The sequence below is a fragment of the Caulobacter sp. GW456-12-1-14-TSB4 genome (genome assembly GCF_059424195.1).
Genome location: NZ_JBWKZF010000005.1, coordinates 70,213 through 95,839 on the forward strand (window position 1 = coordinate 70,213; position 25,627 = coordinate 95,839).

Consider the following 25,627-nt stretch of genomic DNA (forward strand, 5'->3'; position numbering starts at 1 on the left):
GTCGGCGAGCCAGTAGTACGGCCCTGATCCATAGGCCTGCTCGACATAGCGCTGGACGGCGGGCGGCGCGACCACGATGCGCTTGATCTCCTCGCCGTCCGCCACGCCGACAAACTTGAAGCTCTCCGACGTCTCGGCATGGAAGACGAACCGGGGTCGTTCGGCGCGAACCGCGTCCAGGGGTTCGAGCGCCAGGTCCTGCAGACGCGCGGCCTGGACCAGCAGATCGGCGACGGGTCGGTCCCACCACCGCCCGAGCGCGACCTTCCGCCCCGTGGCATCGTCGAAGCGCGTACGGATCGTCCGCGCCGGCACGCCGCCGACGATCGAGAACGGCTCCACCGACTTCGTGACCACCGCCCCGGCCCCGACCACCGCGCCATCGCCGATGGCGGCGCCGGCCAGCACCTTCGCGCCGGCGGAGAGCACGACACCAGAACCGATGTCGATCGCTTGCGTCCCCGTCAGCGCCTTGATCCCGGCCTGCTGCATCACCTGGGCCAGCAGCGGCGACTGCGACATGCCGATGTTCACCGGCAAGGCGTTGTGATGCTCCCCGGCCGACTGGATCTCGCACGCGGCGAACTCGCAGAAACGGCCGATGCGGCCAAGACTGCCGACATAGCCTTCCTGCAGCTGGGTGATGCTGAAAGCGCACTTCAGCGAGCCCGCGCCGACGTCGATATAGGCGGTCGGCGTCAGATAGACTCGGCAGTCGTAGTGGCCGAAGAACAAAAGCGCCCGCCTTTGCAGGGACGCGTTCTGCGGCGGGATATCGATGGGAACGGGCTGAGTCCAATCCATGCCGAAGCTTAGCCTCGGACGGATGCGCCGTCTCGCATCACGGGGCAAACGCCCTGGAATCTATCGAAAGAAGAAGTTGGTGCGGGCGGTCGGGGTCGAACCGACACTCCTTTCGGAACCGGATTTTGAGTCCGGCGCGTCTACCAGTTTCACCACGCCCGCAGGCTTCGCGTCTCCGCGAAGGGTGGTCTTCCTATCAGGCGTCGGCGGGGCGGTCTAGCATCGTCCGAACGGAGATTCCCGATGCTGAAACCTGGCCCGCGCAACCTGATCACCGACGTCCCTGGCCTCCGCGTCGGCTGCGTCGAGGATGAGGCCGTGCGGACCGGCGTGACGGTGGTCGTGTGCCCCGAGGCCTGGACGGCGGCGGTCGACGTGCGCGGCGGCGGGCCGGCGGTGCGCGAGACCGACACCCTGCGGCCGGAGAACAGCTTCTCGAAGGCCCACGCCATCTGCTTCTCGGGCGGTTCGGTGTTCGGCTTGGGCGCGGCGGACGGGGCGGCCGTGGCGCTGTCGGCGCGCGAGCACGGCCTGAAGCTGTCGCCGGGGACGCCGGCCATCCCGATCGTGCCGGCGGCCTGCCTGCACGACCTGGGCAATGGCGGCGACAAGGCCTGGGGGCTTTCCCCGCCCTATCGCGAGCTGGGCATGAAGGCCGTCGCGGCGGCGGGCGAGGACTTCCCGCTGGGCTCGGTCGGGGCCGGGCGCGGGGCGATGGCGGGGATCCGCAAGGGCGGGCTGGGCTCGGCTTCGATCGACCTGGGCGATGGCGTGATCGTCGCGGCGCTGGTGGCGGCCAATCCGGTCGGCACGCCCTACATGCCCGACGGCGAGACCTTCTGGGCCTGGCCCTACGAGATCGACGGCGAGTTCGGCGGCAGGCGGCCAGCCGTGGACATGCCGCCCTCCGTCGAGCCGATCCCGGATGATTCGAAGCTGGCCGCGCGGCTGAAAGCCGGGGCCAACACCACCCTGGCCCTGGTGGCGACCACCGCCGACCTCAGCGCCGCCGAGGCTCAGCGGATGGCGATGATGGCCCATGACGGCATGGCGCGGGCGGTCCGCCCCTCGCACTCGCCGTTCGACGGTGATGTCTGTTTCGCCCTGGCCTCGGGCGCTGTGGCGCTGGGCCCCGATCCGATGCGCGGGCTGATGCGGGCGAGGATCGGCGCGGCGGCGGCCGACTGCGTGGCCCGCGCGATCGCCCGGGCGGTGTTCGAGGCAGCCAAAGCTCGCTAGCTAGACCTCGCTGGAGGGCGGGCTGACCGTCTCGCCGCCGGTCAGCTGGACGGCGGCGGTTTCCAGGTGGTCCAGCAGGCGCTTGAACATCGCCACCTCGCTGGGCTGCAGCCCGGCCAGCAGGGTCGCCTCGTAAGCCAGCGCCAGAGGCGCGATCTCGGCGAACAGCCGACGGCCGGCGGCGGTCAGTTCCAGGGTATGCGAGCGGCGGTCCGAGCGGACCGTGGTGCGGGCTACCAGGCGGCGGACAACCAGTTCCTGGGCGGCGCGGCTGACGCGGACCTTGTCCATGGCCGTGCGGGTGACGGCCGTGTGCTGGGTCAGCGAGCCCTCGGCCAGCACCGACATCAACCGCCACTGCGGGATGGTCAGGCCGAAGCGGTCTTCATAGGCTCGCGCGATCAGGCGGCTGACGGCCGCCGAAGCCGTGGCCAGGCGATAGGGAACGTAATCGACCAGGCTGACGCCGGGCTCGGGCGCTTCAGTGGCGCCAGACGTGATCGTGGAGACCGTCGCGGTCATGCCCTTCCTTTCGTCCTCCCGGGCGTGGCCGCCTCGGAGGAGCAGCCTTCGCCAGTCCATTCCGCATCGGTCAGACGACCGCGCTTATTCTTGGTGTGAGGGACCCCGGCCCGCGCCTCAACGACGGGGCGAGTTCGCTCGAACGAAGGATCACATTCGCACGCCGCTTGGGCAGAGAATAGCCGTCTCGCCTTCCTGAACGGCGTTCTCATGCCTCCAGGGTTTCAGTGGTGGTCGGCGCCGTGCGGCTTGTCCTTGGGCATCGCCGGCAAGGTCGTCAGCGCCTTCTGGCAATCCTCCAGCTCGCGCAGGCAGTTGGGACGGTTCCAGAAGTCGGCGAACTCGGCCACGGCCAGGCGCAGCAGCTGCTTGAATTCCTTGGAGTCCGGGCCCTTCGGCTCTTCGTGGTGATGTTCCGGCTCGGGCTTGGTCTCCGGCTTGTGGGTGGCCAGCAGCACGGTCTGGGAGCCGACGATCGTCACATTGCGACTCAGCAGCTCGAACCCGCCGCCCCGGCACTTGTCGTCGCACTTGTGCTTGTCGTGGCCATGCTCGGCGCACACCTTGTCCTCGGCGGGCTTGCCGTGCTTGTCGTCCTTGCCGTGGGCCGCGCCGTGGTGGCCGTCCTTGGGCGCTTCCTTCGGCTTCTCTTCGGGCGGCTTGCCCTCGATGGCGTCGGAGAGGTGCTTGAAGGCCTTGGCGCAGGGGCCACCGAACATCAGCAGCGGGCCGACCAGGCGCCGGACCTCGTCCAGCAGCTCGTGGGCCTTCTTCTCCAGCTCGCCGGAATGGGCGCTGGAGGCGGCCACGCACTTGGCCTTGATGGCCTCGTGGATCTTCTTGGGAACGCCGTCGGTCTTCTCGCCCTTGTCGCCCCGCCCGGTCAGGCGGCCGGCGAAGAAGGCCAGGGCCGCGATGGCGATGCCGGCCAGGATCAGCAGGAACACCAGGGTCGGGTCGAAGACCGGCACCGGCTGCTCGACCGGAAATTCAGACTGATACACCAGGCCCCCTCCGCCATACGGCGTTCTGCGAACACCATATGGTTAACGCAACAGCGTTACAGATGCACGGCGAAGCTGCTCAGGTCGGGGCGGAAATGATGCTGGAGACCTTGGCGCCGGCGTCATAGCGCGACGGGCCGCCATAGACGGTGACCTCGCAGAGGATGTCGCCGCCCTCGGCAGCGGCCCAAAGATAGTTGCGCTCGACCTCGACATAGCGGCCGGCCGGCGAAATGCCCTCGAAGGTGTCGCCCCACGGAACGATTCCCTTCAGCTCCTGCCAGCGCAGGGTCACGGCGCGCGAAAGCTCGTCGCGCGCCATGGCCTCCAGGTCGGGATCGCCGATCGGATCGCTCAAAGGCCTCAGCCTTCGGCGGTGTCGCGGAAATAGGCCTCGACCTCGCCCTGCAGCTTCAGGGTCATGGCGTTGCCCTTGCGGTCCACGGTCTTGCCGGCTGCGACCCGCACCCACTTCTCGCTGATGCAGTACTCTTCGACGTTGGTCTTCTCGACGCCCTTGAAGCGGATGCCGATGCCGCGCTCCAGCAGGTCCGCGTCGTAGTACGGGCTGTCGGGATTGACGGAGAGGCGGTCGGGAGGCGTGTCGCTCATGGTCTCTGGCTTTCGTCCGGGCCGGCGGCCCTGTGTTCTGGCCGGCGGTGATAGCGATGAAACGCCGAAAGTCCAAGTCGTGGGCGTTAACTCGCCTGATGAGACCAGACATTGAGTCGCCGCGCTGACGACGCGCGTACATTGAGTGTGTAGAACGCTTGCCAGATCTTGGATCGACGGCCGCGCGGTGAGAGCGTGCGCCTAAGCGGGTGGGAGTGGAAATGCGACTGTGGGCTTGTGCTGCGATCTTGTGCGCGGCGATGTCGGTCCGCGCGAATGCGCAAGACTTGGTTGAACGTAGCTCGCCAGCGCCCGGCGTGGAGATGGAGGCCGAGGTCGGTCAGCCGATCATGTTACTTGAGCGCGTCTATCGAGCCGCCGCAGTGCGCCTGGAGCAGCCCGTCACTTCGGGCAAGGTCGCCCTGGCCAGGATCGTGCTCCCTGCCGGTGTCTACACGCTCGTCGCTACCGATGCGAACGGGCGCTTCTATCAATCCGTGGCGCCGGTGATGATGAAGAACCTGATGAGCATGGACCCATACAAGTTTGCGGGCCTTTTGATTCCGGCTGATGGCGGATCACCTAGAGCCTATCTTCAGACAGCTGGCAGGAAACTGATCACCGAGGCGCCGGGGGCCGTCGTAAGCGCCGAGGGTCTCGAAGACCTGGGAACAGACGGCTTCAAAATACAGCTCCTGTACAGTGGCGTCTCGAAGGGCACGGTCAGCCTCTCCTATCGTGAGTTCATGCGCGACATGGCGCGGCCAGCCTTTTCTCAGGAGCTGAGCTACGATCTCGCCGATGGAGACGAAATCGGCTTTCGCGGCGCCAGGCTGAAAGTGCTGAAAGCAACCAATGTCTCGATCCGATACGTGGTCGTGAAGCCGCTCTCCAAACCGGCGCCCTAGCGATCTTCACCTGGAAAAGGGCGCTCCTCGGCGGAGCGCCCTTCCCGCTTAGTCCTGCGGGTCTTCCTTGACCGGGTCGGCGGCCGAGACCGTCCCGTCGTTGTTGGTGTCGTGGTGGTTGAACATCCGCCAGCCCGAATAGTCGAACTCGGCGCGGGTGATGGCGCCGCTCTTGTCGCTGTCGAGCACGCCGAAGCGGACGTCGGCTTGGCGCATCTGGCGCTCGCGTTCCTCTTCCTTCTTCTCGGGCGTGCGGTCGTCGGCGGCGAGCTTCTTCTCCAGGCGCGCCTTGAACTCGCCGACATATTCGGACCGCGACAGCGAGCCGTTCCTGTCGGCGTCGGTTGCGGCGAACTGCAGGGCGCGGGTGGCGGCGAACTCGTCCTTGGTGACGACGCCGTCGCCGTTCTGGTCCTGCTCCTTGATGAAGGTGTCGCGGGCGTGCGAGGCGGCATGAGCCGAGCCAGCGGCCAGCGAAGCGGCGATGGCGGCGGCGAGGATGATGCGGGTCTTCATGGGATGTCCTAGCGGAGGGATTCGAAGGTCAGGGCGTAGGTGAAGCTCTGGCCCGGCTGGCCGGCGGCGGCCGGGGCGACGCGATAGCGGGTCTGGACGTGATAGAGACCCGAGTGGTCGGGCTTCACGGCAAAGCGCCCCTTGGCGTCGCTGGTGACGGTCTTGGGCGCGGGCTTGCTATCGGCGTAGCGGTCCTCGGCGGCGACGAACTCGATCGCCTGGTTGGCCAGCGGCTTGCCGTCGAACAGCACCTCGAACACCGCGTCCTGGCCGGTGACGATCTTGCTGGGGTGGGTGACGGCCTTGAACTCCAGGCCCTTGCCGATCGGCGCCAGGGCCGCGTCGTTCGGCGCGCCGCGCGTGACATAGACGTCGGCCATGGTCAGGCTCTGCATGTCGATGGCGTCGGCCGGAGCCTTGTCGCCCTCGAAGAACTGCCACTCGCCCTTGACCAGGGCGGCCTTGGCGGTGCGGCCGCCGCGCAGGCCGGTGGTGATGCGATAGGTGCCCGGCTTCTCGGTGACGGCTTCGACCAGCGCCAGCTCGCGCGTGTAGACCGGGGTGAGCGGGATGCGGACGCCATCGGGGCCGATCACGGCATAGGCGTCGGACTTCATCACCACCTCGGGCGTGAAGAAGCTCTCGGTGAAGGCGCCTTGCACGGTGACGATCTTGCGGTCCGAGGCGTCGAACACCGTCGGCAGCAGATAGGGCGAGTGGGCCTGGGCGGCCGGGGCAGCCAGGGCCAGCAGGAGCGCGCCGCCCAACAGGCCTGCGCGGAGAGAACGGATCATCGGAAACACCCCAGGCGCCGCTCCAGTCGCGGCGAAACCGGGGATATTGCGATTAGTTCTAAGAATCAATTGCAAATAGCTTGACCGGTCGGGACGCCGGCTTTAGGCCACCACCCATCAAATGCGACTAAGTCGCAAACGCACCATCGAGGGGATATCGATGTCTCGCCTGAAGCTGGCCGCCTTCGCGGCCGCCTCCGCCACCGCCCTGCTCGTCACCGCCGCGCACGCGGCCGACACCGCTGCCGACGCCGTCGAAGTCGACAAGGTCACCGTCACCGCCACCCGCTCGGAAAAGTCGGTCGCCAAGGTCCCGGCCACCGTCACGGTCATCTCGTCGGACGAGATCGAGGACGGCCTGGTCAAGGACATCAAGGACCTGGTCCGCGACGAACCGGGCGTGTCGGTCCGCAGCGCCCCTGCCCGCTTCACCGCCGCCGGCGCCTCGACGGGCCGTGACGGCAACGCCGGCTTCAACATCCGCGGCCTGGAAGGCAACCGTGTCCTGATCGTCGTCGACGGCGTGCGCGTGCCGGACGGCTTCGCGTTCGGCGCCCAGTCGACCGGCCGTGGCGACTATGTGGACCTCGATATCCTGAAGTCGGTCGAGATCGTGCGCGGTCCCGCCTCGGCCCTGTACGGCGCCGACGGCCTGGCCGGCTCGGTCAGCTTCATCACCAAGGACCCGTCGGACATCGTCAAGGACGGCAAGTCCTTCGCCGGCCGCGCCCGCGTCGGCTACGCCTCGGCCGACGAGAGCTGGACCGAGAGCCTGCTGCTGGCCGGCAAGTCGGACCGCTGGGAGGCCCTGGCCGCCTATACCCGCCGCGACGGCAAGGGCCAGAAGACGGCCGGCACGAACGACTCGGCCAATACCGACCGCACCACCGCCAACCCCGAGGACAACCAGTCCAACGCGTTCCTGGGCAAGCTGATCTACAGCCCCAATGACAAGAACCGCTTCCGCCTGACGGTCGATCACCTGGACCGCGACGTCGACTGGACCGTGCTGTCGGCCATCGCCAAGCCGCCGCTGGCCTCGACCAGCGTCATCGGCCTGACCGCCTTCGACAAGGTCAAGCGCAACCGCGTCAGCGCCGACCATCGCTTCGACGGCGGCGAAGGTCTGATCAACGCCGCCCGCTCGACCGTCTACTGGCAGAAGAGCACGACCCGCCAGTTCTCGGCCGAGGATCGCTCGACCGCCGTCGACCGCACCCGCGACGCCACGTTCAACAACCGCGTCCTGGGCGCCAGCGTCGAGTTGCATAGCGTCTTCGACGCAGGGAACCTGAAGCACGAGATCGTCTGGGGCGGCGACGCCTCGATCACCCGCCAGCAGGGCACGCGTGACGGCACGGTGCCGCCGGCCGGCGAGACCTTCCCCGCCAAGGCCTTCCCGACCACGGACTTCACCCTGGCCGGCCTCTATGTGCAGGACGAGATCACCGCCGGTCCGGTGTCGATCTATCCGGCCGTCCGCTTCGACTACTACAAGCTGGACCCGAAGGCCGACCCGCTGTTCACCACCGCCTCGTCGGGCCAGAGCGACTCGCACATCTCGCCGAAGCTGGGCGTGGTGTGGAACGCCAGCGACGTCGTCACCGTATTCGCCAACGCCGCGGCCGGCTTCAAGGCCCCCGCCCCGATCCAGATCAACACCGGCTTCGCCAACCTGATCTCGAACTACAAGTCGATCTCCAACCCCGACCTGAAGCCCGAGACCAGCAAGACCATCGAGGGCGGCGTCCGCTTCCATCAGGGCGGCTTCCGCGCGGCCGTCACCGGCTTCACCGGCAAGTACGACGACTTCATCGAGCAGGTGCAGGTCAGCGGCAACTTCACCGCCGCCACCCCGGCCGTCTACCAGTACATCAACCTGTCGGACGCCAAGATCAGCGGCGCCGAGGCCAAGGCCTCGTACGACTTCGGCAACGGCTTCAGCGCCCGCGCCACGGCCTCGTACGCCAAGGGCTCGTCCAAGACCAACGGCGTGCGCACGCCGCTGGTGTCGATCGACCCGGTCAAGCTGACGGGCGGCGTCGCCTATCGTGACCCCGCGGGCCGGTTCGGCGGCGATTTCAGCGTCATCCACTCGGACCGCAAGGCGGCCAGCAAGGCGGGCGTGACCTGCACCGGCGGCTGCTTCCTGCCGCCGTCGTTCACCGTCGCCGACGCCACCGCCTGGTTCGCCGTGACCGACGCGGTGACCGTGCGCGCCGGCGTCTTCAACCTGACCGACGAGAAGTACTGGTGGTGGAGCGACGCCCGTGGCCTCGCCGACACCTCGACCGTCAAGGACGGCTACAGCCAGCCCGGCCGCAACTACAGTGTCTCCCTTGCGCTGAAGTTCTAGGACCGGGAATGGAGCGGCGCGCGTGGGCCGGGAAGCCGCGCGCGCCGCATATCCCATGAACAGAACGCCTCGATCCGACCGGATCGGGGCGTTTTGCGCTTAAGGGCCATGGCTCGCGCCAAAACCCCCTTACACTTTGCGCGCTCACGCTTTACGACCGACCGCGTCACGACATCGGAGTTCGCATGCTGCGTCGCCTCTACGACTGGGTCATGGGCCTGGCCGCTTCTCGACACGCTTCGAAAAGCCTGTTCGCCGTCTCGTTCGCGGAGAGCTCGTTCTTCCCGATCCCGCCGGACGTGATGCTGGCCCCGATGGTGCTGGCCAAGCCGGAAAAGGCCTGGCGCTACGCCCTGATCTGCACGCTCGCCTCGGTGCTGGGCGGGGCGCTCGGCTGGTGTATCGGCTACTTCCTGCGCGATTTCGGCCTCTGGATGATGTCCATCACCGGCCACTCGGGCGGGCTGGAGCAGTTCCAGTGCTGGTACGGCAAGTACGGCGTCTGGGTGATCCTGGCCAAGGGCCTGACCCCGATCCCCTACAAGCTGGTGACCATCGCCTCGGGCCTGGCCGCGTTCAGCTTCCCGATCTTCATCGCCGCCTCGACCGTGACCCGCGCCGCGCGCTTCTTCCTGGTCGCCTTCATCGTCAAGAAGTTCGGCCCGGCCATGATGCCGATCGTCGAGCGCCGCCTGGCGCTGTTCGCCGGAATCTTGATCGCGCTCCTTGTCATCGGCCTGGCCGCGAGCCACTTCATCGGTGGGGGCGGACATGCTGGAGCTTGCGCCGCGTGACGACAGACGTTTCGAAGACTGAACTTCCGGCCGGTGGCGAGCCGCCCGTGGCCACGCCCGTGCGCGGCCCGGCGACTGCCCTGGCCCCTGCCCCGACCAAGACCTTCATAGGCGTCGTCTACGATCTGGTGACCCGCGAATGGCCGCTGGTGGCGCTGCTGTCCAGCGCCCTGATGCTGGCCATCGCCCATTCGTTCGAGACCTTCGGCCACCTCGCCCCCTGCCACCTCTGCCTGAAGGCCCGCGAGGTCTACTGGCTGGCCGGGACCGTCGGTCTGATCGGCGCGATCCTGCAGCGCACGCCGCTATGGACCCGCCTGCGCCAGCCGGTGAACCTGCTGCTGGGCGCGATCTTCCTCTACGGGACGGGCCTGGCCGTGTTCCACGCCGGCGTCGAGTGGAAGTGGTGGCCGGGTCCGACCACCTGCACCGGCAGCGGCGTCGCCAGCGCGACCAACCTCTCGGCCATGCTGAACGGCACGGTCCAGATCAAGGCGCCGATGTGCGACAAGGCCGCCTGGGTGTTCCTGGGGCTGTCGATGGCTGGCTGGAACGCTGTGGCCTCGCTGAAGCTGACCGTCTGGTCGGTGCTGGCGGGCCTGCGCAAGGCGGAGACGCTCTAGGATGACGAAGCCGGTCCCGCCTCGCCCCGGTCAAGGCGCCCTGGCCTCGCGCCTCGCCGAGATCCTGCGCGTCGACCAGGCCGGCGAACTGGCGGCCGTGCATATCTATCGCGGTCAGGCGGCCGTCATGCGCGCCGCGCCAGGCCGCGAGCGCATCGCCGACCAGTTGAAGGAGATGGAGGGCCACGAACAGGTCCATCTGACCCGCTTCAACGAGCTGCTGGCAGAGCGCCAGGTGCGTCCGACCCTGATGTCGCCGGTCTGGCGCGCCGCTGCCTTCGCCCTGGGGGCCGGCACCGCCCTGCTGGGCGACAAGGCCGCTCACGCCTGCACCGAGGCGGTCGAAAACGTCATCGAGAAGCACTATGCCGGCCAGATCGAGGAGCTGAAGGACCGCGACCCGGCCCTGGCCGCCGAACTGACCCAGTTCCGCGACGACGAGCTGGGCCACCGCGACATCGCCGTCGAGGAAGGCGCCCACGAGGCCGTCGCCTATCCGCTGCTGACCGCCGTGATCCAGGCCGGCTGCCGCGCCGCCATCAAGATCAGCGAGAAGATCTAGGCCCTGCCCTTGGCGCCGCTTTCGGGCGGGCCTACCGATGCCTCAACGAGTTTTCGCGTTGGGGAGTCGCCCTCTTGTCGTTCCGCATCCTCGCCGCCTGCGCGGCGTCGTTCCTGGCCCTGTCGACCGCGCACGCAGCCGAGCCCCTGAAGACCAGCGAACTCTCCCTGAGCACCGGCGGCCCGATGCCCGCCGAGCAGCGGGCCCTGGCGTTCGACCACGCCGACCTGAAGTTCAAGATCCTGCCCGACAAGAAGGCCATCGAGGGCGAGGCGACCCTGACCTTCACGGCCAGGAGCGCGCTCACCAAGCTGGTCCTGGACTTCGACCGCGTCTTCACGATCCGCAAGCTGACGGTCGACGGCAAGGCCGCGACCTGGACCAATCCCGAAGGCCGGATGACCATCGCCCTTCCCAGGAAGGTCGCCAAGGGCAAGGTCGTGACCGTGGTCGTCGCCTATGACGGCGTGCCGCTGGAGGCCAAGCGCGCGCCCTGGGACGGCGGTTTCGTCTGGAGCAAGGCCCCGACCGGCGAGCCCTGGATCGCCACCGCCGTGCAAGGCGATGGCTGCGACATCTTCTGGCCCTGCATCGACTATCCGACCGGCGAGCCCAAGCTGGTGGACCTGCACGTCAGCGTCCCCGCCCCGCTGGTCGCCCCGGCCAACGGCGTCTTCAAGGGCATGACCGAGAAGGACGGCTGGCGGACCTACAACTGGCAGGCCAAGAACCCCAACACCTACGCCATCGCCCTGGACGTCGGCCCCTACGAGGAGCTGACCGCCCCGTACAAGAGCCGCTTCGGCGACAGCTTCCCGATGTCGTTCTGGTACCTGAAGGGCAGCGCCGACAAGGCCAAGGGCCTGTTCGCCGAGTTCGCGCCGATGCTGGACTTCTACGAGCAGATGATCGGCCCCTACCCCTTCCGCGACGAGAAGATGGGCGTGGTCGAGACCCCGCACCTCGGGATGGAGCACCAGACGATCAACGCCTACGGCAACAAGTACAAGAAGGAGGTCTACGGCTTCGACTGGCTGCTGCAGCACGAGTTCGCGCACGAGTGGTTCGGCAACCAGCTGACCAACGCCGACAACGACGACATGTGGCTGCACGAGGGCTACGGCACCTACATGCAGCCGCTGATGTCGCAGTGGCTGCACGGCGACATGGAGTACATGGCGCGCCTGAACCAGATGCGGATCGACAGCAAGAACCGCTTCCCGATCGTCTCCGGCAAGCAGCTGGTGGAGGACGAGGTGTACAATCCCGACCGCGGGCCGGGGAACGACATCTACTACAAGGCCGCCAATGTCCTGCACACGCTGCGGACCCTGATCGGCGACGAGGCCTTCTTCCGGATCACCCGTATCGCCGTCTATGGCCGCGATGATCCGAGGCCCGGCAACTTCACGACCCGCTACCTGGGCACCAAGGACTTCATCAAGATCGTCAACCAGGTGACCGGCAAGGACTACGGCTGGTTCTTCGACGTCTATCTCTACGAGGCCGCGCAGCCCGACCTGCTCGAAACCCGCGAGGGCGGCGACCTGGTGCTGAAGTGGAAGACGCCGGGCGACAAGCCCTTCCCGATGCCGGTGGAGGTCAAGGTCGGCGGCAAGGTGGTTACCCTGCCGATGGCCGACGGGACCGGCCGCGTGGCCGTGGGCGACATCGTCCCGGTGATCGTCGACCCCGCCTCTAAGGTCCTGCGCCGCCAGCCCTATCTGGAGGATTACCTGGCCTGGAAGAAGATTCAGGACGACGCGGCCAAGGCCGAAGCCGAGGCCAAGAAGAAGGCGGACGCCGAGAAGAAGTAGTGTCTCGCTAACCCTGTCCGTTCACCGAATAGCGCGATCTTCGCTGTTAGGACCGGCGCGTCCTTCTGGAGGTCGCGTCCATGTTCAAGCCCGTTCACTTCGTCAACGCCGCGCGCTTCACGCTGTTCGCCGGATCCTTGGCCGTGGTGGTGCTGACCCTGGGTCCGTTCCAGGGCGCGGAAGGCAATTTCGGCCTGACCGACAAGGAAGCCCACGCCATCGCGTTCGGCGGTCTGCTGGCGGTGTCGTTCCTGGCCTTCCCGCGCATGCGCCGCAACGACCTGATGGTCGTGGCCCTGGTGATGGGCGCGGCGATCGAAGTGGCCCAGCTCATGGCCGGCCGTGACGGCAACGTCGCCGACTGGGTGGCCGACGCGACCGGCATCATGACGATCTACGGCGCCAGCATGATCGAGACGGTCCGCAAGATGGCCCGCGAGAAGGGCAATCTCACCTTCGCTCAGATCAAGCGGATGGATCGCCGTCGTGGCCGCCGTCGTCCCGCGCCGGCGCCAGCGCCCGAGGGAGCGATCCCGGCCGGCGCGTCCAGCTTCGCCGAACGCGCCGCCAAGCGTTTTCCCGCTCGGTAGTTTAGCCCGTCAGGTAATGCGCTTGACGCTGACCGGGTCGCTGCCCGGGAAGCTTTCTTCCAGGCCCTCGTCCAGCAGGGCCTCCTGACGGCTCTCGGACTTCTCGACCTTGGCGGCCAGCTGGTCGTGCTTCTCGTTCTCGGCCAGCGGACGCTTGGCTTCCCGCGAGTGCGGGGCGTCGATGTGCCGGTCTTCCGGACGGACCTTGGCCTCGGAGGCCAGGTCGGCCGTGGACGCGGCGGTGCCGTGCGTGAAGTGGCGTTGATCGCTGTCGGTATTGGCTTGTCGGCTCATGGCGTGATCTCCCGTGGCTTTTCGCCTCGTAGATAAAAACCCGCCGGTCGAGGTTCGGGTTGCATGGTCGGGGACCCGCCACACAACCTGTGTCAGCCGTGAAATATTTCCTGGACCGCCCTGGAACCTTGACCATCGGCTCCGCATTTAAGGTTCAGCTTCGGCGGTCTATCCCCTTCCGCCCACAGCTACGGCCCGGGACAGCTATCCCCTCATGCAATAGCCCGGGCCGTTTTGCTGTCTGAAGCCGACGGCGCCTACGCCTCCAGCTCGATGTCCCAGTACAGATAGTCCAGCCAACTGACGTGCAGCCTCCCCGGCGGGAAGCGGCGTCCCCGCTCCTGCAACTCGTGCATCGACGGGCGGCGGGCGTTGTGGAAGGGCTGCATGCCGGCTTCGCGCGGCGTGCGACCGCCCTTGCTGAGATTGCAGGGCGCGCAGGCGGTGACGATGTTCTCCCAGGTCGTGCGGCCGCCGCGCGAGCGGGGGATCACGTGGTCGAACGTCAGGTCCTCCGGCGAACCGCAATACTGGCAGCTGAAGCTGTCGCGCAGGAACAGGTTGAAACGGGTGAAGGCCGGCGGCCGCTCCTGAGGGACGTACTGCTTCAGCGCCACGACGCTGGGCAGCCGCATCTCGAACGACGGCGAATGGACGACCTGGTCGTAGCTGGCCACGACGTCGACGCGATCCAGGAACACCGCCTTGATCACCTCCTGCCACGGCCAGAGGGACAGCGGATAATAGCTGAGCGGCCTGAAATCGGCGTTGAGCACGAGAGCCGGCATGCCCGATGGCGGGCGTGTGAGGACCTGCATCAGATCCTCCCTTCGAGGCGAACGCAAAGACGTTCAGCACCTCGGCTGATGGGGTACGCGACAGGACTGAAGACGGGCCTCCTTCCTACGCTATTCAGGGAATCGCCATTCATTCCCGAACGCATGGAAAGGATGGGCCATGTCAGCGACAGAACCAAGACATCTCGCCGACGGGGCTCAGAAAGGCGCGATCTCGCGGCGTTTGACGGCGCCGTAGCAGGCCCAGAGCAGATGGGCGGCGACACCGCGATACGGCCGCCAAAGCTCCGCACGCTGATAGGCCTGTTTCTCGTTCGGGCGGACTTCGGCGCGGTCGGCCCAGCGCATGGCTTCCTGCAGGGCGACATCGCCGCCGGGGAACATGTCGAGCCTTCCTTGCGTGAACATCAGATAGACCTCGGCGGTCCAGCGGCCGATGCCGGTGATCGCCGTGAGCGCGGCGATGGCCTCTTCATCGGACATCCCCGGCAGGGCGTCGAAGTCGCAGCTGCCCGTCAGGTGGGCGTGGGCGATGGCGTGGGCGTAGCGCGCCTTCGGCCGCGAGAGACCCAGCGACAGCAGATAGTCCTGCTCATGCCCCATCACCCGCTCGGGCGTCATCTCGGGCAGGCCCGCCTCGACCCGCGCCCAGATGGCGGCGGCCGAGGCCAGCGAGACCTGCTGCTGTACGACCATCTTCAGCAGGCCCGGGAAACCGCCGGTGTTCACCCGCCACTCGAACGGCGGGGTCAGGGCCTCCATGGCCGCCAGGGCCGGATCGGCGGCGGCCAGAGCCTTGCGGGCTTCGAGGAGGGCGTCGGCGGTGGGCGGAACGAACATCGGCCGCAAGGGACCCTGCCCCGCGGCCGCTGACAATCCGGAACTTGCTGAACTAGCCGATGGACGTGATCTCGACCTCGCCGCCCGGCGCGGGCGAGACGTCGCCGACGACCTTGCCCAGCAGGGCGCGGGCGATCGGGGCGACATAGGACACCGAGCCCTTGGTCGGGTCGGCCTCGTCCTCGCCGACGATGCGGAAGGTCTGCACGCGGCCGTCCTCGCGCTCGAACGTCACGCGGTCGCCGAACTGCACGGCGGTCTTGCCGGGGTCGCGCTCCATCAGCTGGGCGGTGGCGCGGCGGGCCGACCAGTAGCGCAGGTCGCGAGTGGCGCGAGCCATGGCCGTGCGGTCGCCGTCGGCGGCCCCGCCGCCGGCCTGGGCGGCGCTGTAGGCGGCGCGCGCATCGGCCAGCTCGGCCTCGATCTGGGCCAGGCCTTCGGGCGTGACGAGATTGGGTTGGGTCGAGATCGGGCGGTCGGGCAGATCAGCCGCGAAAGCCTCGCTGTCGCCTTCCTTGGTGAAGGCGACGCTCATCGGAAGAAGTCTCGGATCATGGGAAGTGCCTGCGACGCGTACGGATGAAACGGCGTCGAAGGTCTAACGCGTCCTGATCTGGTTAGCTCCGCAAAAGCAAAGCTTCAAGCCAGGCGAACGCGGCGGCGGGCGACCTCTGGGGGATCAGAGCGGCCGGCCCGCCGTACGCGAGCAAAGCTTAGATGACGACGCCAGCCACAGCGGCGGCGACGCCCAGGGCGATGACGAGGAAATAGCCGGCGGCCATACGGTCGAAGGCGTTTTCAAGGGCGTTCAGAGTGCGTTGCATGGGTAGTCCCTCCAGTTTCGTGTCCTGGCCCCCGATGGGCCTTGGCCGGGTCTCCGCCGAACCAATTTGAACGATGCTTAGATAACACCAATCTGAACGCCGTCAAGATAATCTGTACAGTGTTTGGATGAAAATTTGGAAAGGTGCTGTTACAGTCCGATCCGATGAGCACCGCGACCGCCGAATCCCGCCCGTATCACCATGGCGACCTGAGCCGCGCCCTGGTCGACGCCGCCCGCAAGATCCTCGAGACCGAGGGTCCGGCGGCCCTGTCGCTGCGGGCCGTGGCCCGCGAGGCCGGGGTCAGCCCCGCCGCGCCCTATCACCACTTCAAGGACAAAGCCGAGCTGCTGGAAGCCGTCGCCCACGAGGGCTGGCACGAGCTGGATGAGGCCTTGTCCAAGGCCCGCGCTTCCACCCAGGACGTCCGCGCCAAGATGACCAATATCGGCGTGGCCTATGTCTGCTTCGCCCGCGACAACCCGGCCCTCTACCGCGTGATGTACGACCGCTCGCGCGACAAGGACGCCCTGCCCGAGAAGATGAAGGAAGAAGGCGCCTACTGTCAGGTGCGCGACACCATCAACGAGAACGGCGGCGGCCACGTCAGCGACATCGACCTAGAGCTGGCGACCATCGCCGCCTGGTGCGCCGGCCATGGCCTGGCCGAGATGATCGGCTTCAAGCAGTTCGCGTCGCTGAAGGCGCAGCTGGGCGGCGAGGAGGCCTTCCTGCGCGCCGTGTTCGAGCACCTGGGCATGTTCGCGAAGTTCTCCGATCCGGCCTGAGGCCCACGTGAGCTTCGTCACCCGGTTCGCCCCCTCCCCGACGGGCCATCTGCATCGCGGCCATGGCTTCTCCGCGCTGACGGCCTTCCAGGCCGCCCGTGCGGCCGGCGGCCGCTTCCTGCTGCGCATCGAGGACATCGACGCCACCCGCTGCCGGCCCGAATACGACGCGGCGATCTTCGAGGACCTAGCCTGGCTGGGGCTAGATTGGGAGACGCCCGTCCGCAGGCAGTCCGAGCACTTGGCCGGCTATCACGCGGCCATCGAGACCCTGCGTCAGCGCGGCCTGGTCTATCGCTGCTTCAAGACCCGCAAGGAGATCGACATCGGCCGCGCCCCGCACGAGCCGGCGATTCCGTATGTCGGCGAGCCCCTCCTCGCCGATGAAGAGGCCGAACGCCTCGAACGCGGCGAGGCCTTCGCCTGGCGGCTGTCGCTGGTGGCGGCGCGGGAGGCGCTGGGCGGGTTCGAGAACCTGACCTTTGTCGAGCAAGGCGCGGGTCCCGACGGCGAAACCGGCGTCATCCAGGCCCGTCCTGAGACCGCCGGCGACATCGTCCTGGCCCGCAAGGACGTCGGCGTCGCCTACCACTTGGCCGTGGTCCATGACGACGCGCTGCAGGGCGTCACCCACGTGATCCGGGGCGTGGACCTGTTCGAAGCGGCTCATATCCAGCGCCTGTTGCAGACTCTGCTCGGCTACCAGACGCCGACCTATCGGCATCATGGTCTGCTGGTCGGTCCGGACGGCAAGCGGTATGCGAAGCGGGACAAAGCCCAGACCTTGCGAGAACTACGAGCGGCGGGGATGAGCGCTGCGGATCTCAGAAGAGAACTGAGCCTCCCCTAAATCCGTCTTCCCGGCGAAAGCCGGGACCCAGATCCCATAGCGCTTGGGCTGATTGGAGGGACGCGGAGCCCCTGGAACCCACCCCAGCGCTCTTCCATCTGGGCCCCGGCTTTCGCCGGGGAAACGGGGTTAGGTGGAGCCCCCGCCCCCGGCCTGCTCGACCAGCTGCCCCATGGCCTTCAGATAGCTCGAAAACGCCGCCCGTCCGGCCTCGGTCAAACGCACACGGGTCAACGGCTTCCGACCCACGAAGCTCTTGTCGATCGCCACATACCCCGCCTCCTCCAGCTTGCGCAGGTGGATCGACAGGTTGCCCTGGGTGACCTCCAGAACGTCCTTGAGCTCGGTGAAGTCAGCGACCTCGGCGCTGGCCAGGTAGGCGACGATCCCCAGCCGCACCCGGCCGTGGATGACGTCGTCCAGCCCGCTGATGTCGAACCTGGGACCCACGATCGTCTCAGGCGGCCGGCCGCAGGGCCTGGCGCATCATGAAGAAGCCGGGCGCGGCCATGAACGCGAACAGGCCGAAGCTGGCGATCAGCAGGTAGAGGTCGGCGCGCTCGATCAGCACGCCCATGGCCACGCCGCAGACGATCCAGCCCAGGGCCACCGCCAGCGTCCACATCCGCCGGCGCAGCACGAAGGTCACCTGCCAGACCGCGCCTTGCAGGATGAACACCACCGCCGGATGGAACAGCCAGTAGTGGAAGTCCTTGTGACGCGCGGCGGCCGCGGCGAAGACGATGATCAAGGCCAGGTTCGCCACGCCGGCCGCCGAGAAGGCGGCGTTGACCGCGCGGTTGGTGACGCCGCGCTGGGGGTTCTTGCGATCGATGACGATGACGATGGTCATCAGGATCAGGAAGACCACCGTCGGGATCCAGGCCAGCACCATGTTGCCGGTGAAGCCCAGGCTGACCAGACCCCGCTCCTGGGCGAAATAGACCAGGGTCTGGAGGCCGTAGAGCACGCCGGCCGAGCCGTAGAGCGCCCCGCCCGGCACGCCCAGCCCACCGCGCTCGCCCGCGCCATCGGCCAGGCCGCGCAGGAAGGCCAGGTCGTCCTGGACGGTCTTGAGATGATCTTCGGACATGCCGATCCCCTTCAGCGCTGCATCATGGACGGTCACAGGATTCGCCCCAACAGCGGTATGCGGCGCAGGGCCATGGTGGTCAGCCAGCTGAGGACCACCGCCCCGCCGAACACCACGCAGCCCTTGGCGAGGCCGCCCCAGCTTTGCGGCAGCAGCATCCAGGCCAGCCACGACGTGAAGACGTAGTGGGTCAGGTACATGCCGTAGGCGTTGGCCTGCAGGCTGCTGGAGAGCGGACCGGTCTTGCGGACGAAGCGCAGGAAGGTCGCCAGAGCCGCGAACGACAGGCTCGCGCAGGCCAGGGCGAACATCACCCCGCCAAACGTATCCAGGAACAGCCGGGGCGGATGCTGCGGCGACATGGCCATGACGAAGACCGCGATGACCCCCACGATCGGCAGGACGGGCGCGGCCTGCCAGAGCCACCATCGCTTGGCCAACTTACCCTCCGGATCGGTCAGGCCGTAGCCCACGCCCGCCGCGCCGACGGCGACGCCGGCCAGGAAGTAGACGAGGTAGTGCAGGACCCGCGAGGTCTGGACCATGAACGGCCCGACTTGAGTCCAGTGCATGAAGCCGAACGTCGCGCTCATCGGGATGTAGGCGATGGCGCTCAGCGCGGTCAGGCCCAGGAAGAACCGCAACGGCTTGGCCTCCGCGCCCTTCGCCAGCCGGCCGAGCGCCTCGAGCACGCCGGGGAACACGACGTGGGCGGCGGTGACGAGCGCGCCGAACGCCAGCAGCACCCACAGGAACCAGGCTGGGCCGCTGGGCCAGAACGGCAGGTGGGTCCAGGCGTCGACGAAGGCCGGGAGCGAACCTGCCCCGCCCGCCTGTAGCCACGCCGGAAAATAGCCCAGCGGCGCCAGCAGTCCCACGCCCAGGATGAACGGGGCGCCCAGGCGTAGGACCCTCCCTCTCAGGAACCCGCCGTCGCCCTTGGCCCGCAAGCCATCGGCGACGAACAGGCCGGAGATGAAGAACATCAGCGACATGAAGAAGAGGTCGTTGACCATGGTCAGCAGCCCGAACGGCGCGAACTGCTGCGGATCTCGGATCGGGAAGGCCATCCACAGGTACGGCGCGGCGTCGAACGCCTGCACGGGCGGCGGCTGCGGCGTGTAGGCCAGCACCGTGTGGTGGGCGATCACCAGCAGGGTGACGAAGGCGCGCAAGGCCCCGATCGGGGCGTTGCGGCCGCCCAGCTGGGCCACGGTCGATCGTTCGGCGGCGCTGAGAGGCGCGTGCATAGGTTGATCCTCCCCTTGAAGATGGCCGCACCATGGATCAACAAGTTTGTTTTGTAAACTAGTCTGCCTGCACACCATTCCTCCACCGCTTGTCATCCCGGCCGCAGCGAAGCGGAGAGCCGGGACCCAGGGGCAACCGCTATGCGCCGGCCCCTGGGTCCCGGACAGCCTCTACGAGGCTTCCGGGATGACAAGAGTTAGTGGATTGTATTTGTGGGGGTTTGGATTTTCAGCGAACCCAGTAGCTGTAGCGATATCCCGGCTCGAAGCCCTCATCCGCGTAGAGCGCGATAGCCCCGGCGTTGTCGGCCTCGACCTGCAGCCAGGCGCGCTCGGCGCCCAGCCCCCTCGCCTCGGCGAGCAACGCCCGCAGCACCCGGCGGGCCAGGCCCTTCCGGCGATGATCCGGAACAGTGCGCATCCCGAAAATCCCCACATAGCCGCCGCCGATGGCGCTGGCCCCGATCGCCGCCGGGGCGCCGTCGATGTCCAGCCGGGCGAAGCGGGCCGGCGCGGGGATGCGGCCCAGGGCCTCAAGGCGCTCGCGGCCATCCTCGGGGTCGCCGGCCGTGGCGGTGAACACCGCCTCGAAGGTAGCGTCGGGCGCCTCTGAGACGCGGATGGCGGGATCGCCCGCCCCGCCCGTCGGGCCCAGCATCACCAGGGTCGCCTTGCGCGAGGAATAGCCGCGCGCGGCCAAACGCTCAGGCAGATCCGCCGGCGCGACCAAGCCATCGGTCAGCTTGAACCTCGGCGGCAGCCCCCGCTCGGCGAACCAGGCCTCGGTGGCGTCCAGCGCCGCCTCGACCTCGCGATCCGGCGCCGCCAGCGGCCAGCAGGCGTTGATCCGCATCGAGCGACCGGACGAGGCGTTCAGCCGCCAGCCGCCCAGCTGCGCCCGCTCGCGGGCCGGCCAGGCGTCGTCGGCCAGCGGTTCGAGAAGCGCCGGGTCGATCACTTCTCGGCCAGCAGCTTCTCGACGATGCCCTTGGCCTCGGCGCTGGACCAGTCGGCCGGACCGGCCATGCGGGCGCGCTCGCGGCCCTGGCGGTCATAGATCACCGTGGTCGGGAAGCCCTCGGCCTTGGGCGCCAGCGAGAACGACATCTTGTAGGACGGGTCGCGATAGGTCTTCAGTGGCGGGTTGGCGGCCATCTCCTCGTTGACGAGGTTCAGGTCACCGTCGCGGTCCACCGAGATCGGCAGCACGGTCACCGGCTGGGTGGCGTAGGTGGCCTGCAGCTTGGCCAGGGTCGGCATCTCGGCCTTGCACGGCGCGCACCAGGTCGCCCACAGGTTCATGACCACCACGCGGCCCTTGAAATCGGCCAGGGTGGCCGGCTTTCCGTCCAGGCTGGTGAAGACGGTGTCGGGCGCGGCGCGCGGCGTGGATGGCACATCCAGCTTCGCCAACGTCCCTTTCTTGAATTCTGTGAGGTCGGCGGGCCCTGAGGGTTTGAACGAAGCACTGGCGATGACGTATAGAACCGCCGCCACGCCGACGAGGAAGACGCCGCCCAGCGCCAGCCTCACAGGGTTGCGCTTCTTGGCCGCCGCCTCCGATTGGACTTCGCTCATATGACCGACAACGCCTCCGATACGCCCAAGGCCGACAAGGGCCAGGGTCAAGCCATGTGGGGCGGTCGGTTCTCGGCCAAGCCGGCGGAACTGATGCAGGCGATCAACGTCTCCATCGGCTTCGACAAGCGCCTCTGGGCGCAGGACCTGGCAGGCTCCCGCGCCCACGCCCGGATGTTGATCAGCCAAGGTGTGATTGCAAGCGCCGACGGTGAGGAAATCCTCAAAGGGCTCGACGCCATCGAGGGCGAGATCACGGCCGGGGCCTTCCCGTTCCGCGACGAATACGAAGACATCCACATGAATATCGAGGCGCGGTTGCGCGAGCTGATCGGCGCGACCGCCGGCCGGCTGCACACCGCCCGCTCGCGCAACGACCAGGTGGCCGTCGACTTCCGCCTGTGGGTCCGCGACGCCGCCGACCGCTCGGCCGCCCAGTTGGAAGCCCTGCAGAAGGCCCTGCTCACTCAAGCCGAAGCCTATGCCGACGCCCTGATGCCGGGCTTCACCCACCTGCAGCCGGCCCAGCCGGTGACCTTCGGCCATCACCTGATGGCCTATGTCGAGATGTTCGGCCGCGACGCCAGCCGCTTCCGCGACGCCCGCGCCCGCATGAACGAGTGCCCGCTGGGCGCGGCGGCCCTGGCCGGCTCGCCCTTCCCGATCGACCGCCACCAGACGGCCGCGGCCCTGGGCTTCGACCGTCCGACCGCCAATTCGCTGGATAGCGTCTCGGCGCGCGACTTCGCCCTGGAGGCCCTGTCGGCCGCCTCGATCACCGCCACGCACCTGTCGCGCCTGGCCGAGGAGATCGTGCTGTGGACGACGCCGATGTTCGGCTTCATCAAGCTGACCGACGCCTTCACGACCGGCAGCTCGATCATGCCGCAGAAGAAGAACCCGGACGCCGCCGAGCTGATCCGCGCCAAGGTCGGCCGGATTCTCGGTTCGCTGACCACCCTGACCGTCGTGATGAAGGGCCTGCCGCTGGCCTATTCGAAGGACATGCAGGAGGACAAGGTTCCGACCTTCGAGGCCTTCGACGCGCTCGAACTCAGCCTGCTGGCCATGGCCGGCATGGTCGCCGACCTGACCCCGAACACCGACAAGATGGCCCAGGCGGCCGGCGCGGGCTTCTCGACCGCCACCGATCTGGCCGATTGGCTGGTGCGGACGCTGAACATGCCTTTCCGCGACGCCCACCACGTGACAGGCTCCGCCGTAAAGACGGCCGAAGGCCTTGGCGTCGATCTGGCCGATCTTACCTTGGAACAGTTCCAGGCGATCGAGGCCCGGATCACCCAGGACGTCTACGCCGTTCTGACTCCGGCCGCCTCGGCGGCCAGCCGCATGAGCTACGGTGGGACCGCCCCCGCCCAGGTCCGCGCCCAGATCGCGCGTTGGAAGGAAGTCCTCGCATGAAGTCGCGTTCCGTCACCCTGCTCGCTCTGACCGCCCTGGCCCTGACGGCCGCCGCCTGCGGCAAGCAAGGCACGCTGGACCGTCCCGCGCCGCTGTGGGACCCGGTCAAGAAGGCCGCCTGGGAAGCCGAACGCCGCGCCGCCTCGGCCCAGGCCAATCAGCCGGCCCGCGCCGGCGGCGCCCAGGAAGTCCGCGACCCGGCCTCCAGCGACCGCACCATCCGCGCCGCCCCGCTGCCCGGCACCAAGGACCCGTTCGGCGGTCCGTCCGCCAAGGGCTTCCCCGGCGCCACCCCGAACTAAGAGACTAAGTTGAACCACTTCGAATACGGCCCCGAGGGCCTGGCCTGCGAAGGCGTGCCCCTGGCCAAGATCGCGGCCGAGGTCGGCACGCCCGTCTATGTCTACAGCCGCGCTACGCTGGAGCGGCACTTCACCGTGTTCCGCGACGCCCTGGTCGCCGGCGGCGTGGTCGACCCGCTGGTCGCCTACGCCGTGAAGGCCAATTCCAATGTCGCGGTGCTGAAGGTGCTGGGCGATCTGGGCGCCGGGGCCGACACGGTCTCGGAAGGCGAGGTCCGCCGCGCCCTGGCCGCCGGCATCCCCGGCGAGCGCATCGTCTTCTCCGGCGTCGGCAAGGCCCGCCGCGAGATCGAATTCGCGCTGAAGACCGGCGTCGCCGAGATCAATGTCGAGTCCGAGCCGGAGCTGAACCTGATCGCTCAGGTCGCCGGCGAGCTGGGCATCCGCGCCAAGGTCGCCTTCCGGGTCAATCCGGACGTCGCGGCCGGCGGCCACGCCAAGATCGCCACCGGCAAGTCCGAGAACAAGTTCGGCGTCTCGTTCGCCGAGGCCGCGCGCCTCTACGCCAACGCCAGCAACAACGCCAATCTCGAGCCCGTCGGCGTGGCCTGCCACATCGGCAGCCAGATCACCGATCTGACGCCCATGCGCGCGGCCTTCACCAAGATGCGGGGCCTGGTCGAGCAGCTGCTGGGCGAAGGCCTGTCGGTCGAACGCCTGGACCTGGGCGGCGGCCTGGGCGTGCCGTACTTCAACCACCCCGAACCGCCCTCGCCCACCGCGTTCGGCGCGATGGTCGGCGAGGTCACCAAGGGCCTGCCGGTCAAACTGGCCTTCGAGCCGGGCCGGGTCATCGCCGCCAATGCCGGCGTGATGGTCAGCGAAGTGATGCACATCCACGAGCGTCCGGAAGGCCGCAAGTTCCTGGTCATCGACGCGGCCATGAACGACCTGGTCCGCCCGGCCATGTACGACGCCTTCCACGACATCCGTCCGGTGATCAAGCGTTCGGGCGAAACCGTCTATGACGTCGTCGGTCCGGTCTGCGAGACCGGCGACACCTTCACCCGCGACCGCGCCCTGCCGCCGTTCGCGGCCGGCGATCTGGTGGCCTTCATGTCGGCCGGCGCCTATGGCTCGGCCATGGCCAGCGAGTACAACACCCGTCCGCTGGTCCCCGAGGTCCTGGTCGACGGCGACCGCTACGCGGTGATCCGCAAGCGGCCGACCTATGACGAGATGCTGGCCCGGGACCTCGTCCCGGACTGGGTCTAGGCGACGATCAGAGCCGCTTCGCGCGGTTGGGCGAGCACGGGATCGTCGGCGTTCGCCGCGTCCTGCGCCAGTAGATGCGCTTCGAGGATGTCGAGGATCTTGCTATCGACCTCGGCGTCGAACTTGCGCGCGAACAGGTCACCGCTCGCGATCAGGGCGGCGGCGTCTTCGGCCGTGAAGGTTCGCGGCCGCAGCTTGATGTCGCCGTCCGGGATCCAATCGATCATCCGCTTGTCATCGCTGACGATCGGGCCGTGCGGCGCGCCGTTCATCATCACCGTCTGGAAGAAGCCCTCATCGGCGATGAAGGTGTTGCGGTAGAAGGCCTTGAACCGCGCCGCCGCCGGATCGCGGCAGACGAACGCGCAGAAGGCCCGGCTGACCATCATCCACTGATTGCCGATATAGGGCGTGGCGCCGGCCGGGAAGCGACGGGTCATGGGCGTATTGACGATGCGACCGCCCAGCTCGACCACATATTTGCGCACGCGGTCCATGGTGTCGGGGCGCGCCACCGCCTGGTCCAGCACCTTGATGAACTCCTGACCGCGATGGCCAGCCAGGAAGGCCTTGACGCCCTTCTGGGTCATCAGCGGGAAGTCCTGTCCGCTGAGGTTGATGAACACCTCCCAGTCGGCGTTCATCTCCAGTAGCTTTTCCATGCCCCGCAGCTCGGCGTCGACCAAGCTGTAACCGCCCCACAGCGCCTTGCGGCTCTCCAGCATCGCGGCGTTGGGATAGGACTTCAGGAAGTCCCGGATCTCGGCCTCCAGCGCCGGCCCCGCATTGGCGTCGACGTGGACGACATAGTGGTTGGCCGGATCATGAATGGCCCGGAAGAGCCGCTTGAATTGCTGGGGAAAGCGATGGACCAGAAGAAGATAGGCGATCAAGCGAGCACTCCTGACGAGCCGCCGCCTCGCGGCGGCGACCTCGTCGAATGGCGATGAGGAAGGACCGGCCTTGGCCGGCGTGGAGCGGTATCGTGACGGCGCGTCCTGGATCGAGGACGCCGGGCCGCCGACGGACCGGTTATTTCTTGCGAGCGAACACAGCCGGCAGGGTCGGCGCGGCGGCGGCGATCACCTTCGGCTTGGCGGTCTTGGGCTTGCGGGTCTCACGATTGCCTTTGGACAACGGACTTTCCTTTGCAGACGGATCATCCGACGCGTG

The 25,627-nt window shown here is 67.8% G+C and carries 30 protein-coding genes, 1 tRNA gene and 1 pseudogene; 13 read left to right on the plus strand and 19 right to left on the minus strand.

All coding sequences use genetic code 11. The features are described from left to right. Positions 1-305: 305 nt before the first annotated feature. Positions 306-408: pseudogene (locus AC07YH_RS06265) on the minus strand (type B chloramphenicol O-acetyltransferase); the annotation flags it as partial. A gap of 473 nt (positions 409-881) precedes the next feature. Then, positions 882-966, minus strand: a tRNA-Leu gene (locus tag AC07YH_RS06270). 81 nt (positions 967-1,047) lie between these two features. On the opposite strand from AC07YH_RS06270, the gene AC07YH_RS06275 reads away from it, so the two are divergent. After that, complete coding sequence (locus AC07YH_RS06275; RefSeq protein ID WP_494746144.1) at positions 1,048-2,043, plus strand: P1 family peptidase; 996 nt, start codon at positions 1,048-1,050, stop codon at positions 2,041-2,043. Here AC07YH_RS06275 and AC07YH_RS06280 read toward each other — a convergent pair whose 3' ends face one another. From AC07YH_RS06280 to AC07YH_RS06295, 4 genes are all read right to left on the minus strand, one after another. Beyond that, a complete protein-coding gene (locus AC07YH_RS06280) occupies positions 2,044-2,565 on the minus strand; it encodes a MarR family winged helix-turn-helix transcriptional regulator (RefSeq protein ID WP_494746145.1) in 522 nt (173 codons plus the stop codon). Between the two features lie 224 nt (positions 2,566-2,789). Next, positions 2,790-3,569: a hypothetical protein gene (locus AC07YH_RS06285; protein ID WP_494746146.1), complete on the minus strand. Its 780-nt coding sequence runs from the start codon at positions 3,567-3,569 to the stop codon at positions 2,790-2,792. A gap of 79 nt (positions 3,570-3,648) precedes the next feature. Continuing rightward, positions 3,649-3,891 (minus strand): hypothetical protein, encoded by a 243-nt coding sequence (locus tag AC07YH_RS06290; RefSeq protein ID WP_494746326.1) that lies wholly within the window; start codon positions 3,889-3,891, stop codon positions 3,649-3,651. A gap of 41 nt (positions 3,892-3,932) precedes the next feature. Then, entirely contained in the window at positions 3,933-4,181 is a 249-nt protein-coding gene (locus tag AC07YH_RS06295; protein ID WP_492812284.1) for a DUF3297 family protein, read from the minus strand. A gap of 221 nt (positions 4,182-4,402) precedes the next feature. On the opposite strand from AC07YH_RS06295, the gene AC07YH_RS06300 reads away from it, so the two are divergent. Next, positions 4,403-5,089 carry a hypothetical protein gene (locus tag AC07YH_RS06300; RefSeq protein WP_494746147.1) on the plus strand — a complete coding sequence of 229 codons (687 nt, stop codon included), beginning with the start codon at positions 4,403-4,405 and terminating at the stop codon, positions 5,087-5,089. 48 nt (positions 5,090-5,137) lie between these two features. On the opposite strand, the gene AC07YH_RS06305 is transcribed toward AC07YH_RS06300, so the two are convergent. Together AC07YH_RS06305 and AC07YH_RS06310 are read right to left on the minus strand one after the other, a co-directional pair. Next, positions 5,138-5,605, minus strand: a complete 468-nt coding sequence (locus AC07YH_RS06305) for an EF-hand domain-containing protein (RefSeq protein ID WP_494746148.1) — start codon at positions 5,603-5,605, stop codon at positions 5,138-5,140. 8 nt (positions 5,606-5,613) lie between these two features. Continuing rightward, positions 5,614-6,399 carry a DUF4198 domain-containing protein gene (locus AC07YH_RS06310; RefSeq protein WP_494746149.1) on the minus strand — a complete coding sequence of 262 codons (786 nt, stop codon included), beginning with the start codon at positions 6,397-6,399 and terminating at the stop codon, positions 5,614-5,616. A 160-nt stretch (positions 6,400-6,559) separates the two neighbouring features. On the opposite strand from AC07YH_RS06310, the gene AC07YH_RS06315 reads away from it, so the two are divergent. The 6 genes from AC07YH_RS06315 (at position 6,560) to AC07YH_RS06340 (ending at position 13,141) form a co-directional block, all read left to right on the plus strand. After that, positions 6,560-8,755 (plus strand): TonB-dependent hemoglobin/transferrin/lactoferrin family receptor, encoded by a 2,196-nt coding sequence (locus tag AC07YH_RS06315; RefSeq protein ID WP_494746150.1) that lies wholly within the window; start codon positions 6,560-6,562, stop codon positions 8,753-8,755. Positions 8,756-8,940: 185 nt separating this feature from the next. Next, positions 8,941-9,549, plus strand: a complete 609-nt coding sequence (locus AC07YH_RS06320) for a YqaA family protein (protein ID WP_494746151.1) — start codon at positions 8,941-8,943, stop codon at positions 9,547-9,549. After that, on the plus strand, positions 9,546-10,172 hold the full coding sequence (locus tag AC07YH_RS06325; protein ID WP_494746152.1) for a disulfide bond formation protein B: 627 nt from the start codon (positions 9,546-9,548) through the stop codon (positions 10,170-10,172). Before AC07YH_RS06320 ends, AC07YH_RS06325 begins: the two co-directional genes overlap by 4 nt. Position 10,173: 1 nt before the next feature. Next, a complete protein-coding gene (locus AC07YH_RS06330) occupies positions 10,174-10,734 on the plus strand; it encodes a demethoxyubiquinone hydroxylase family protein (protein ID WP_494746153.1) in 561 nt (186 codons plus the stop codon). Positions 10,735-10,808: 74 nt separating this feature from the next. Next, positions 10,809-12,551: a M1 family metallopeptidase gene (locus AC07YH_RS06335; protein WP_494746154.1), complete on the plus strand. Its 1,743-nt coding sequence runs from the start codon at positions 10,809-10,811 to the stop codon at positions 12,549-12,551. A gap of 80 nt (positions 12,552-12,631) precedes the next feature. Then, positions 12,632-13,141, plus strand: a complete 510-nt coding sequence (locus AC07YH_RS06340) for a VanZ family protein (protein WP_494746155.1) — start codon at positions 12,632-12,634, stop codon at positions 13,139-13,141. A gap of 9 nt (positions 13,142-13,150) precedes the next feature. Here AC07YH_RS06340 and AC07YH_RS06345 read toward each other — a convergent pair whose 3' ends face one another. From AC07YH_RS06345 to AC07YH_RS06365, 5 genes are all read right to left on the minus strand, one after another. Continuing rightward, positions 13,151-13,435, minus strand: coding sequence for a hypothetical protein (locus AC07YH_RS06345; RefSeq protein ID WP_494746156.1), 285 nt, complete (start codon positions 13,433-13,435; stop codon positions 13,151-13,153). 257 nt (positions 13,436-13,692) lie between these two features. Further along, positions 13,693-14,256, minus strand: a complete 564-nt coding sequence (locus AC07YH_RS06350; protein ID WP_099576605.1) for an HNH endonuclease — start codon at positions 14,254-14,256, stop codon at positions 13,693-13,695. Positions 14,257-14,430: 174 nt separating this feature from the next. Continuing rightward, positions 14,431-15,072, minus strand: coding sequence for a DNA-3-methyladenine glycosylase family protein (locus AC07YH_RS06355; protein ID WP_494746157.1), 642 nt, complete (start codon positions 15,070-15,072; stop codon positions 14,431-14,433). A 52-nt stretch (positions 15,073-15,124) separates the two neighbouring features. Further along, the gene (gene greA / locus AC07YH_RS06360) at positions 15,125-15,607 is read right to left on the minus strand and encodes a transcription elongation factor GreA (RefSeq protein WP_494746158.1); all 483 of its coding nucleotides are present in this window, start codon (positions 15,605-15,607) and stop codon (positions 15,125-15,127) included. 178 nt (positions 15,608-15,785) lie between these two features. Further along, the gene (locus tag AC07YH_RS06365; protein ID WP_494746159.1) at positions 15,786-15,896 is read right to left on the minus strand and encodes a hypothetical protein; all 111 of its coding nucleotides are present in this window, start codon (positions 15,894-15,896) and stop codon (positions 15,786-15,788) included. A gap of 164 nt (positions 15,897-16,060) precedes the next feature. Here AC07YH_RS06365 and AC07YH_RS06370 point away from each other — a divergent pair, with 164 nt between their 5' ends. Next, complete coding sequence (locus AC07YH_RS06370) at positions 16,061-16,684, plus strand: TetR/AcrR family transcriptional regulator (protein WP_494746160.1); 624 nt, start codon at positions 16,061-16,063, stop codon at positions 16,682-16,684. A gap of 7 nt (positions 16,685-16,691) precedes the next feature. Further along, on the plus strand, positions 16,692-17,534 hold the full coding sequence (gene gluQRS / locus AC07YH_RS06375) for a tRNA glutamyl-Q(34) synthetase GluQRS (RefSeq protein ID WP_494746161.1): 843 nt from the start codon (positions 16,692-16,694) through the stop codon (positions 17,532-17,534). Positions 17,535-17,663: 129 nt separating this feature from the next. Here gluQRS and AC07YH_RS06380 read toward each other — a convergent pair whose 3' ends face one another. From AC07YH_RS06380 to AC07YH_RS06400, 5 genes are all read right to left on the minus strand, one after another. Then, on the minus strand, positions 17,664-17,984 hold the full coding sequence (locus AC07YH_RS06380; protein WP_494746162.1) for a winged helix-turn-helix domain-containing protein: 321 nt from the start codon (positions 17,982-17,984) through the stop codon (positions 17,664-17,666). 7 nt (positions 17,985-17,991) lie between these two features. Next, positions 17,992-18,642 carry a hypothetical protein gene (locus AC07YH_RS06385; protein WP_494746327.1) on the minus strand — a complete coding sequence of 217 codons (651 nt, stop codon included), beginning with the start codon at positions 18,640-18,642 and terminating at the stop codon, positions 17,992-17,994. A 17-nt stretch (positions 18,643-18,659) separates the two neighbouring features. After that, entirely contained in the window at positions 18,660-19,877 is a 1,218-nt protein-coding gene (locus AC07YH_RS06390) for an acyltransferase family protein (RefSeq protein ID WP_494746163.1), read from the minus strand. 229 nt (positions 19,878-20,106) lie between these two features. Continuing rightward, complete coding sequence (locus AC07YH_RS06395) at positions 20,107-20,835, minus strand: GNAT family N-acetyltransferase (protein ID WP_494746164.1); 729 nt, start codon at positions 20,833-20,835, stop codon at positions 20,107-20,109. After that, entirely contained in the window at positions 20,832-21,455 is a 624-nt protein-coding gene (locus AC07YH_RS06400; protein WP_494746165.1) for a TlpA family protein disulfide reductase, read from the minus strand. Before AC07YH_RS06400 ends, AC07YH_RS06395 begins: the two co-directional genes overlap by 4 nt. Between AC07YH_RS06400 and argH the strand changes: the two genes are divergently transcribed. Genes argH through lysA form a run of 3 tightly spaced genes read left to right on the plus strand, consistent with a single transcriptional unit; the run spans position 21,456 to position 24,454 of the window. Next, the gene (gene argH / locus AC07YH_RS06405) at positions 21,456-22,877 is read left to right on the plus strand and encodes an argininosuccinate lyase (protein WP_494746166.1); all 1,422 of its coding nucleotides are present in this window, start codon (positions 21,456-21,458) and stop codon (positions 22,875-22,877) included. It abuts the gene before it with no gap. Continuing rightward, complete coding sequence (locus tag AC07YH_RS06410; RefSeq protein ID WP_494615589.1) at positions 22,874-23,179, plus strand: hypothetical protein; 306 nt, start codon at positions 22,874-22,876, stop codon at positions 23,177-23,179. Before argH ends, AC07YH_RS06410 begins: the two co-directional genes overlap by 4 nt. A gap of 9 nt (positions 23,180-23,188) precedes the next feature. Beyond that, positions 23,189-24,454, plus strand: coding sequence for a diaminopimelate decarboxylase (gene lysA / locus AC07YH_RS06415; protein ID WP_494746167.1), 1,266 nt, complete (start codon positions 23,189-23,191; stop codon positions 24,452-24,454). Here lysA and AC07YH_RS06420 read toward each other — a convergent pair. Then, positions 24,451-25,347 carry a beta-1,6-N-acetylglucosaminyltransferase gene (locus AC07YH_RS06420; protein WP_494746168.1) on the minus strand — a complete coding sequence of 299 codons (897 nt, stop codon included), beginning with the start codon at positions 25,345-25,347 and terminating at the stop codon, positions 24,451-24,453. The two genes, lysA and AC07YH_RS06420, sit on opposite strands and share 4 nt — an antisense overlap. Positions 25,348-25,627 lie beyond the last annotated feature (280 nt).

Excerpts from the sequence above, each read along its gene's own strand:
- AC07YH_RS06275 (WP_494746144.1), top strand. The coding sequence starts at position 1,048 with ATGCTGAAACCTGGCCCGCGCAACCTGATCACCGACGTCCCTGGCCTC.
- AC07YH_RS06280 (WP_494746145.1), bottom strand. The coding sequence starts at position 2,565 with ATGACCGCGACGGTCTCCACGATCACGTCTGGCGCCACTGAAGCGCCC.
- AC07YH_RS06290 (WP_494746326.1), bottom strand. The coding sequence starts at position 3,891 with ATGGCGCGCGACGAGCTTTCGCGCGCCGTGACCCTGCGCTGGCAGGAG.
- AC07YH_RS06295 (WP_492812284.1), bottom strand. The coding sequence starts at position 4,181 with ATGAGCGACACGCCTCCCGACCGCCTCTCCGTCAATCCCGACAGCCCG.
- AC07YH_RS06300 (WP_494746147.1), top strand. The coding sequence starts at position 4,403 with ATGCGACTGTGGGCTTGTGCTGCGATCTTGTGCGCGGCGATGTCGGTC.
- AC07YH_RS06305 (WP_494746148.1), bottom strand. The coding sequence starts at position 5,605 with ATGAAGACCCGCATCATCCTCGCCGCCGCCATCGCCGCTTCGCTGGCC.
- AC07YH_RS06310 (WP_494746149.1), bottom strand. The coding sequence starts at position 6,399 with ATGATCCGTTCTCTCCGCGCAGGCCTGTTGGGCGGCGCGCTCCTGCTG.
- AC07YH_RS06315 (WP_494746150.1), top strand. The coding sequence starts at position 6,560 with ATGTCTCGCCTGAAGCTGGCCGCCTTCGCGGCCGCCTCCGCCACCGCC.
- AC07YH_RS06320 (WP_494746151.1), top strand. The coding sequence starts at position 8,941 with ATGCTGCGTCGCCTCTACGACTGGGTCATGGGCCTGGCCGCTTCTCGA.
- AC07YH_RS06330 (WP_494746153.1), top strand. The coding sequence starts at position 10,174 with ATGACGAAGCCGGTCCCGCCTCGCCCCGGTCAAGGCGCCCTGGCCTCG.
- AC07YH_RS06340 (WP_494746155.1), top strand. The coding sequence starts at position 12,632 with ATGTTCAAGCCCGTTCACTTCGTCAACGCCGCGCGCTTCACGCTGTTC.
- AC07YH_RS06345 (WP_494746156.1), bottom strand. The coding sequence starts at position 13,435 with ATGAGCCGACAAGCCAATACCGACAGCGATCAACGCCACTTCACGCAC.
- AC07YH_RS06355 (WP_494746157.1), bottom strand. The coding sequence starts at position 15,072 with ATGTTCGTTCCGCCCACCGCCGACGCCCTCCTCGAAGCCCGCAAGGCT.
- greA (WP_494746158.1), bottom strand. The coding sequence starts at position 15,607 with ATGAGCGTCGCCTTCACCAAGGAAGGCGACAGCGAGGCTTTCGCGGCT.
- AC07YH_RS06365 (WP_494746159.1), bottom strand. The coding sequence starts at position 15,896 with ATGCAACGCACTCTGAACGCCCTTGAAAACGCCTTCGACCGTATGGCC.
- AC07YH_RS06370 (WP_494746160.1), top strand. The coding sequence starts at position 16,061 with ATGAGCACCGCGACCGCCGAATCCCGCCCGTATCACCATGGCGACCTG.
- AC07YH_RS06390 (WP_494746163.1), bottom strand. The coding sequence starts at position 19,877 with ATGCACGCGCCTCTCAGCGCCGCCGAACGATCGACCGTGGCCCAGCTG.
- AC07YH_RS06400 (WP_494746165.1), bottom strand. The coding sequence starts at position 21,455 with ATGAGCGAAGTCCAATCGGAGGCGGCGGCCAAGAAGCGCAACCCTGTG.
- argH (WP_494746166.1), top strand. The coding sequence starts at position 21,456 with ATGACCGACAACGCCTCCGATACGCCCAAGGCCGACAAGGGCCAGGGT.
- AC07YH_RS06410 (WP_494615589.1), top strand. The coding sequence starts at position 22,874 with ATGAAGTCGCGTTCCGTCACCCTGCTCGCTCTGACCGCCCTGGCCCTG.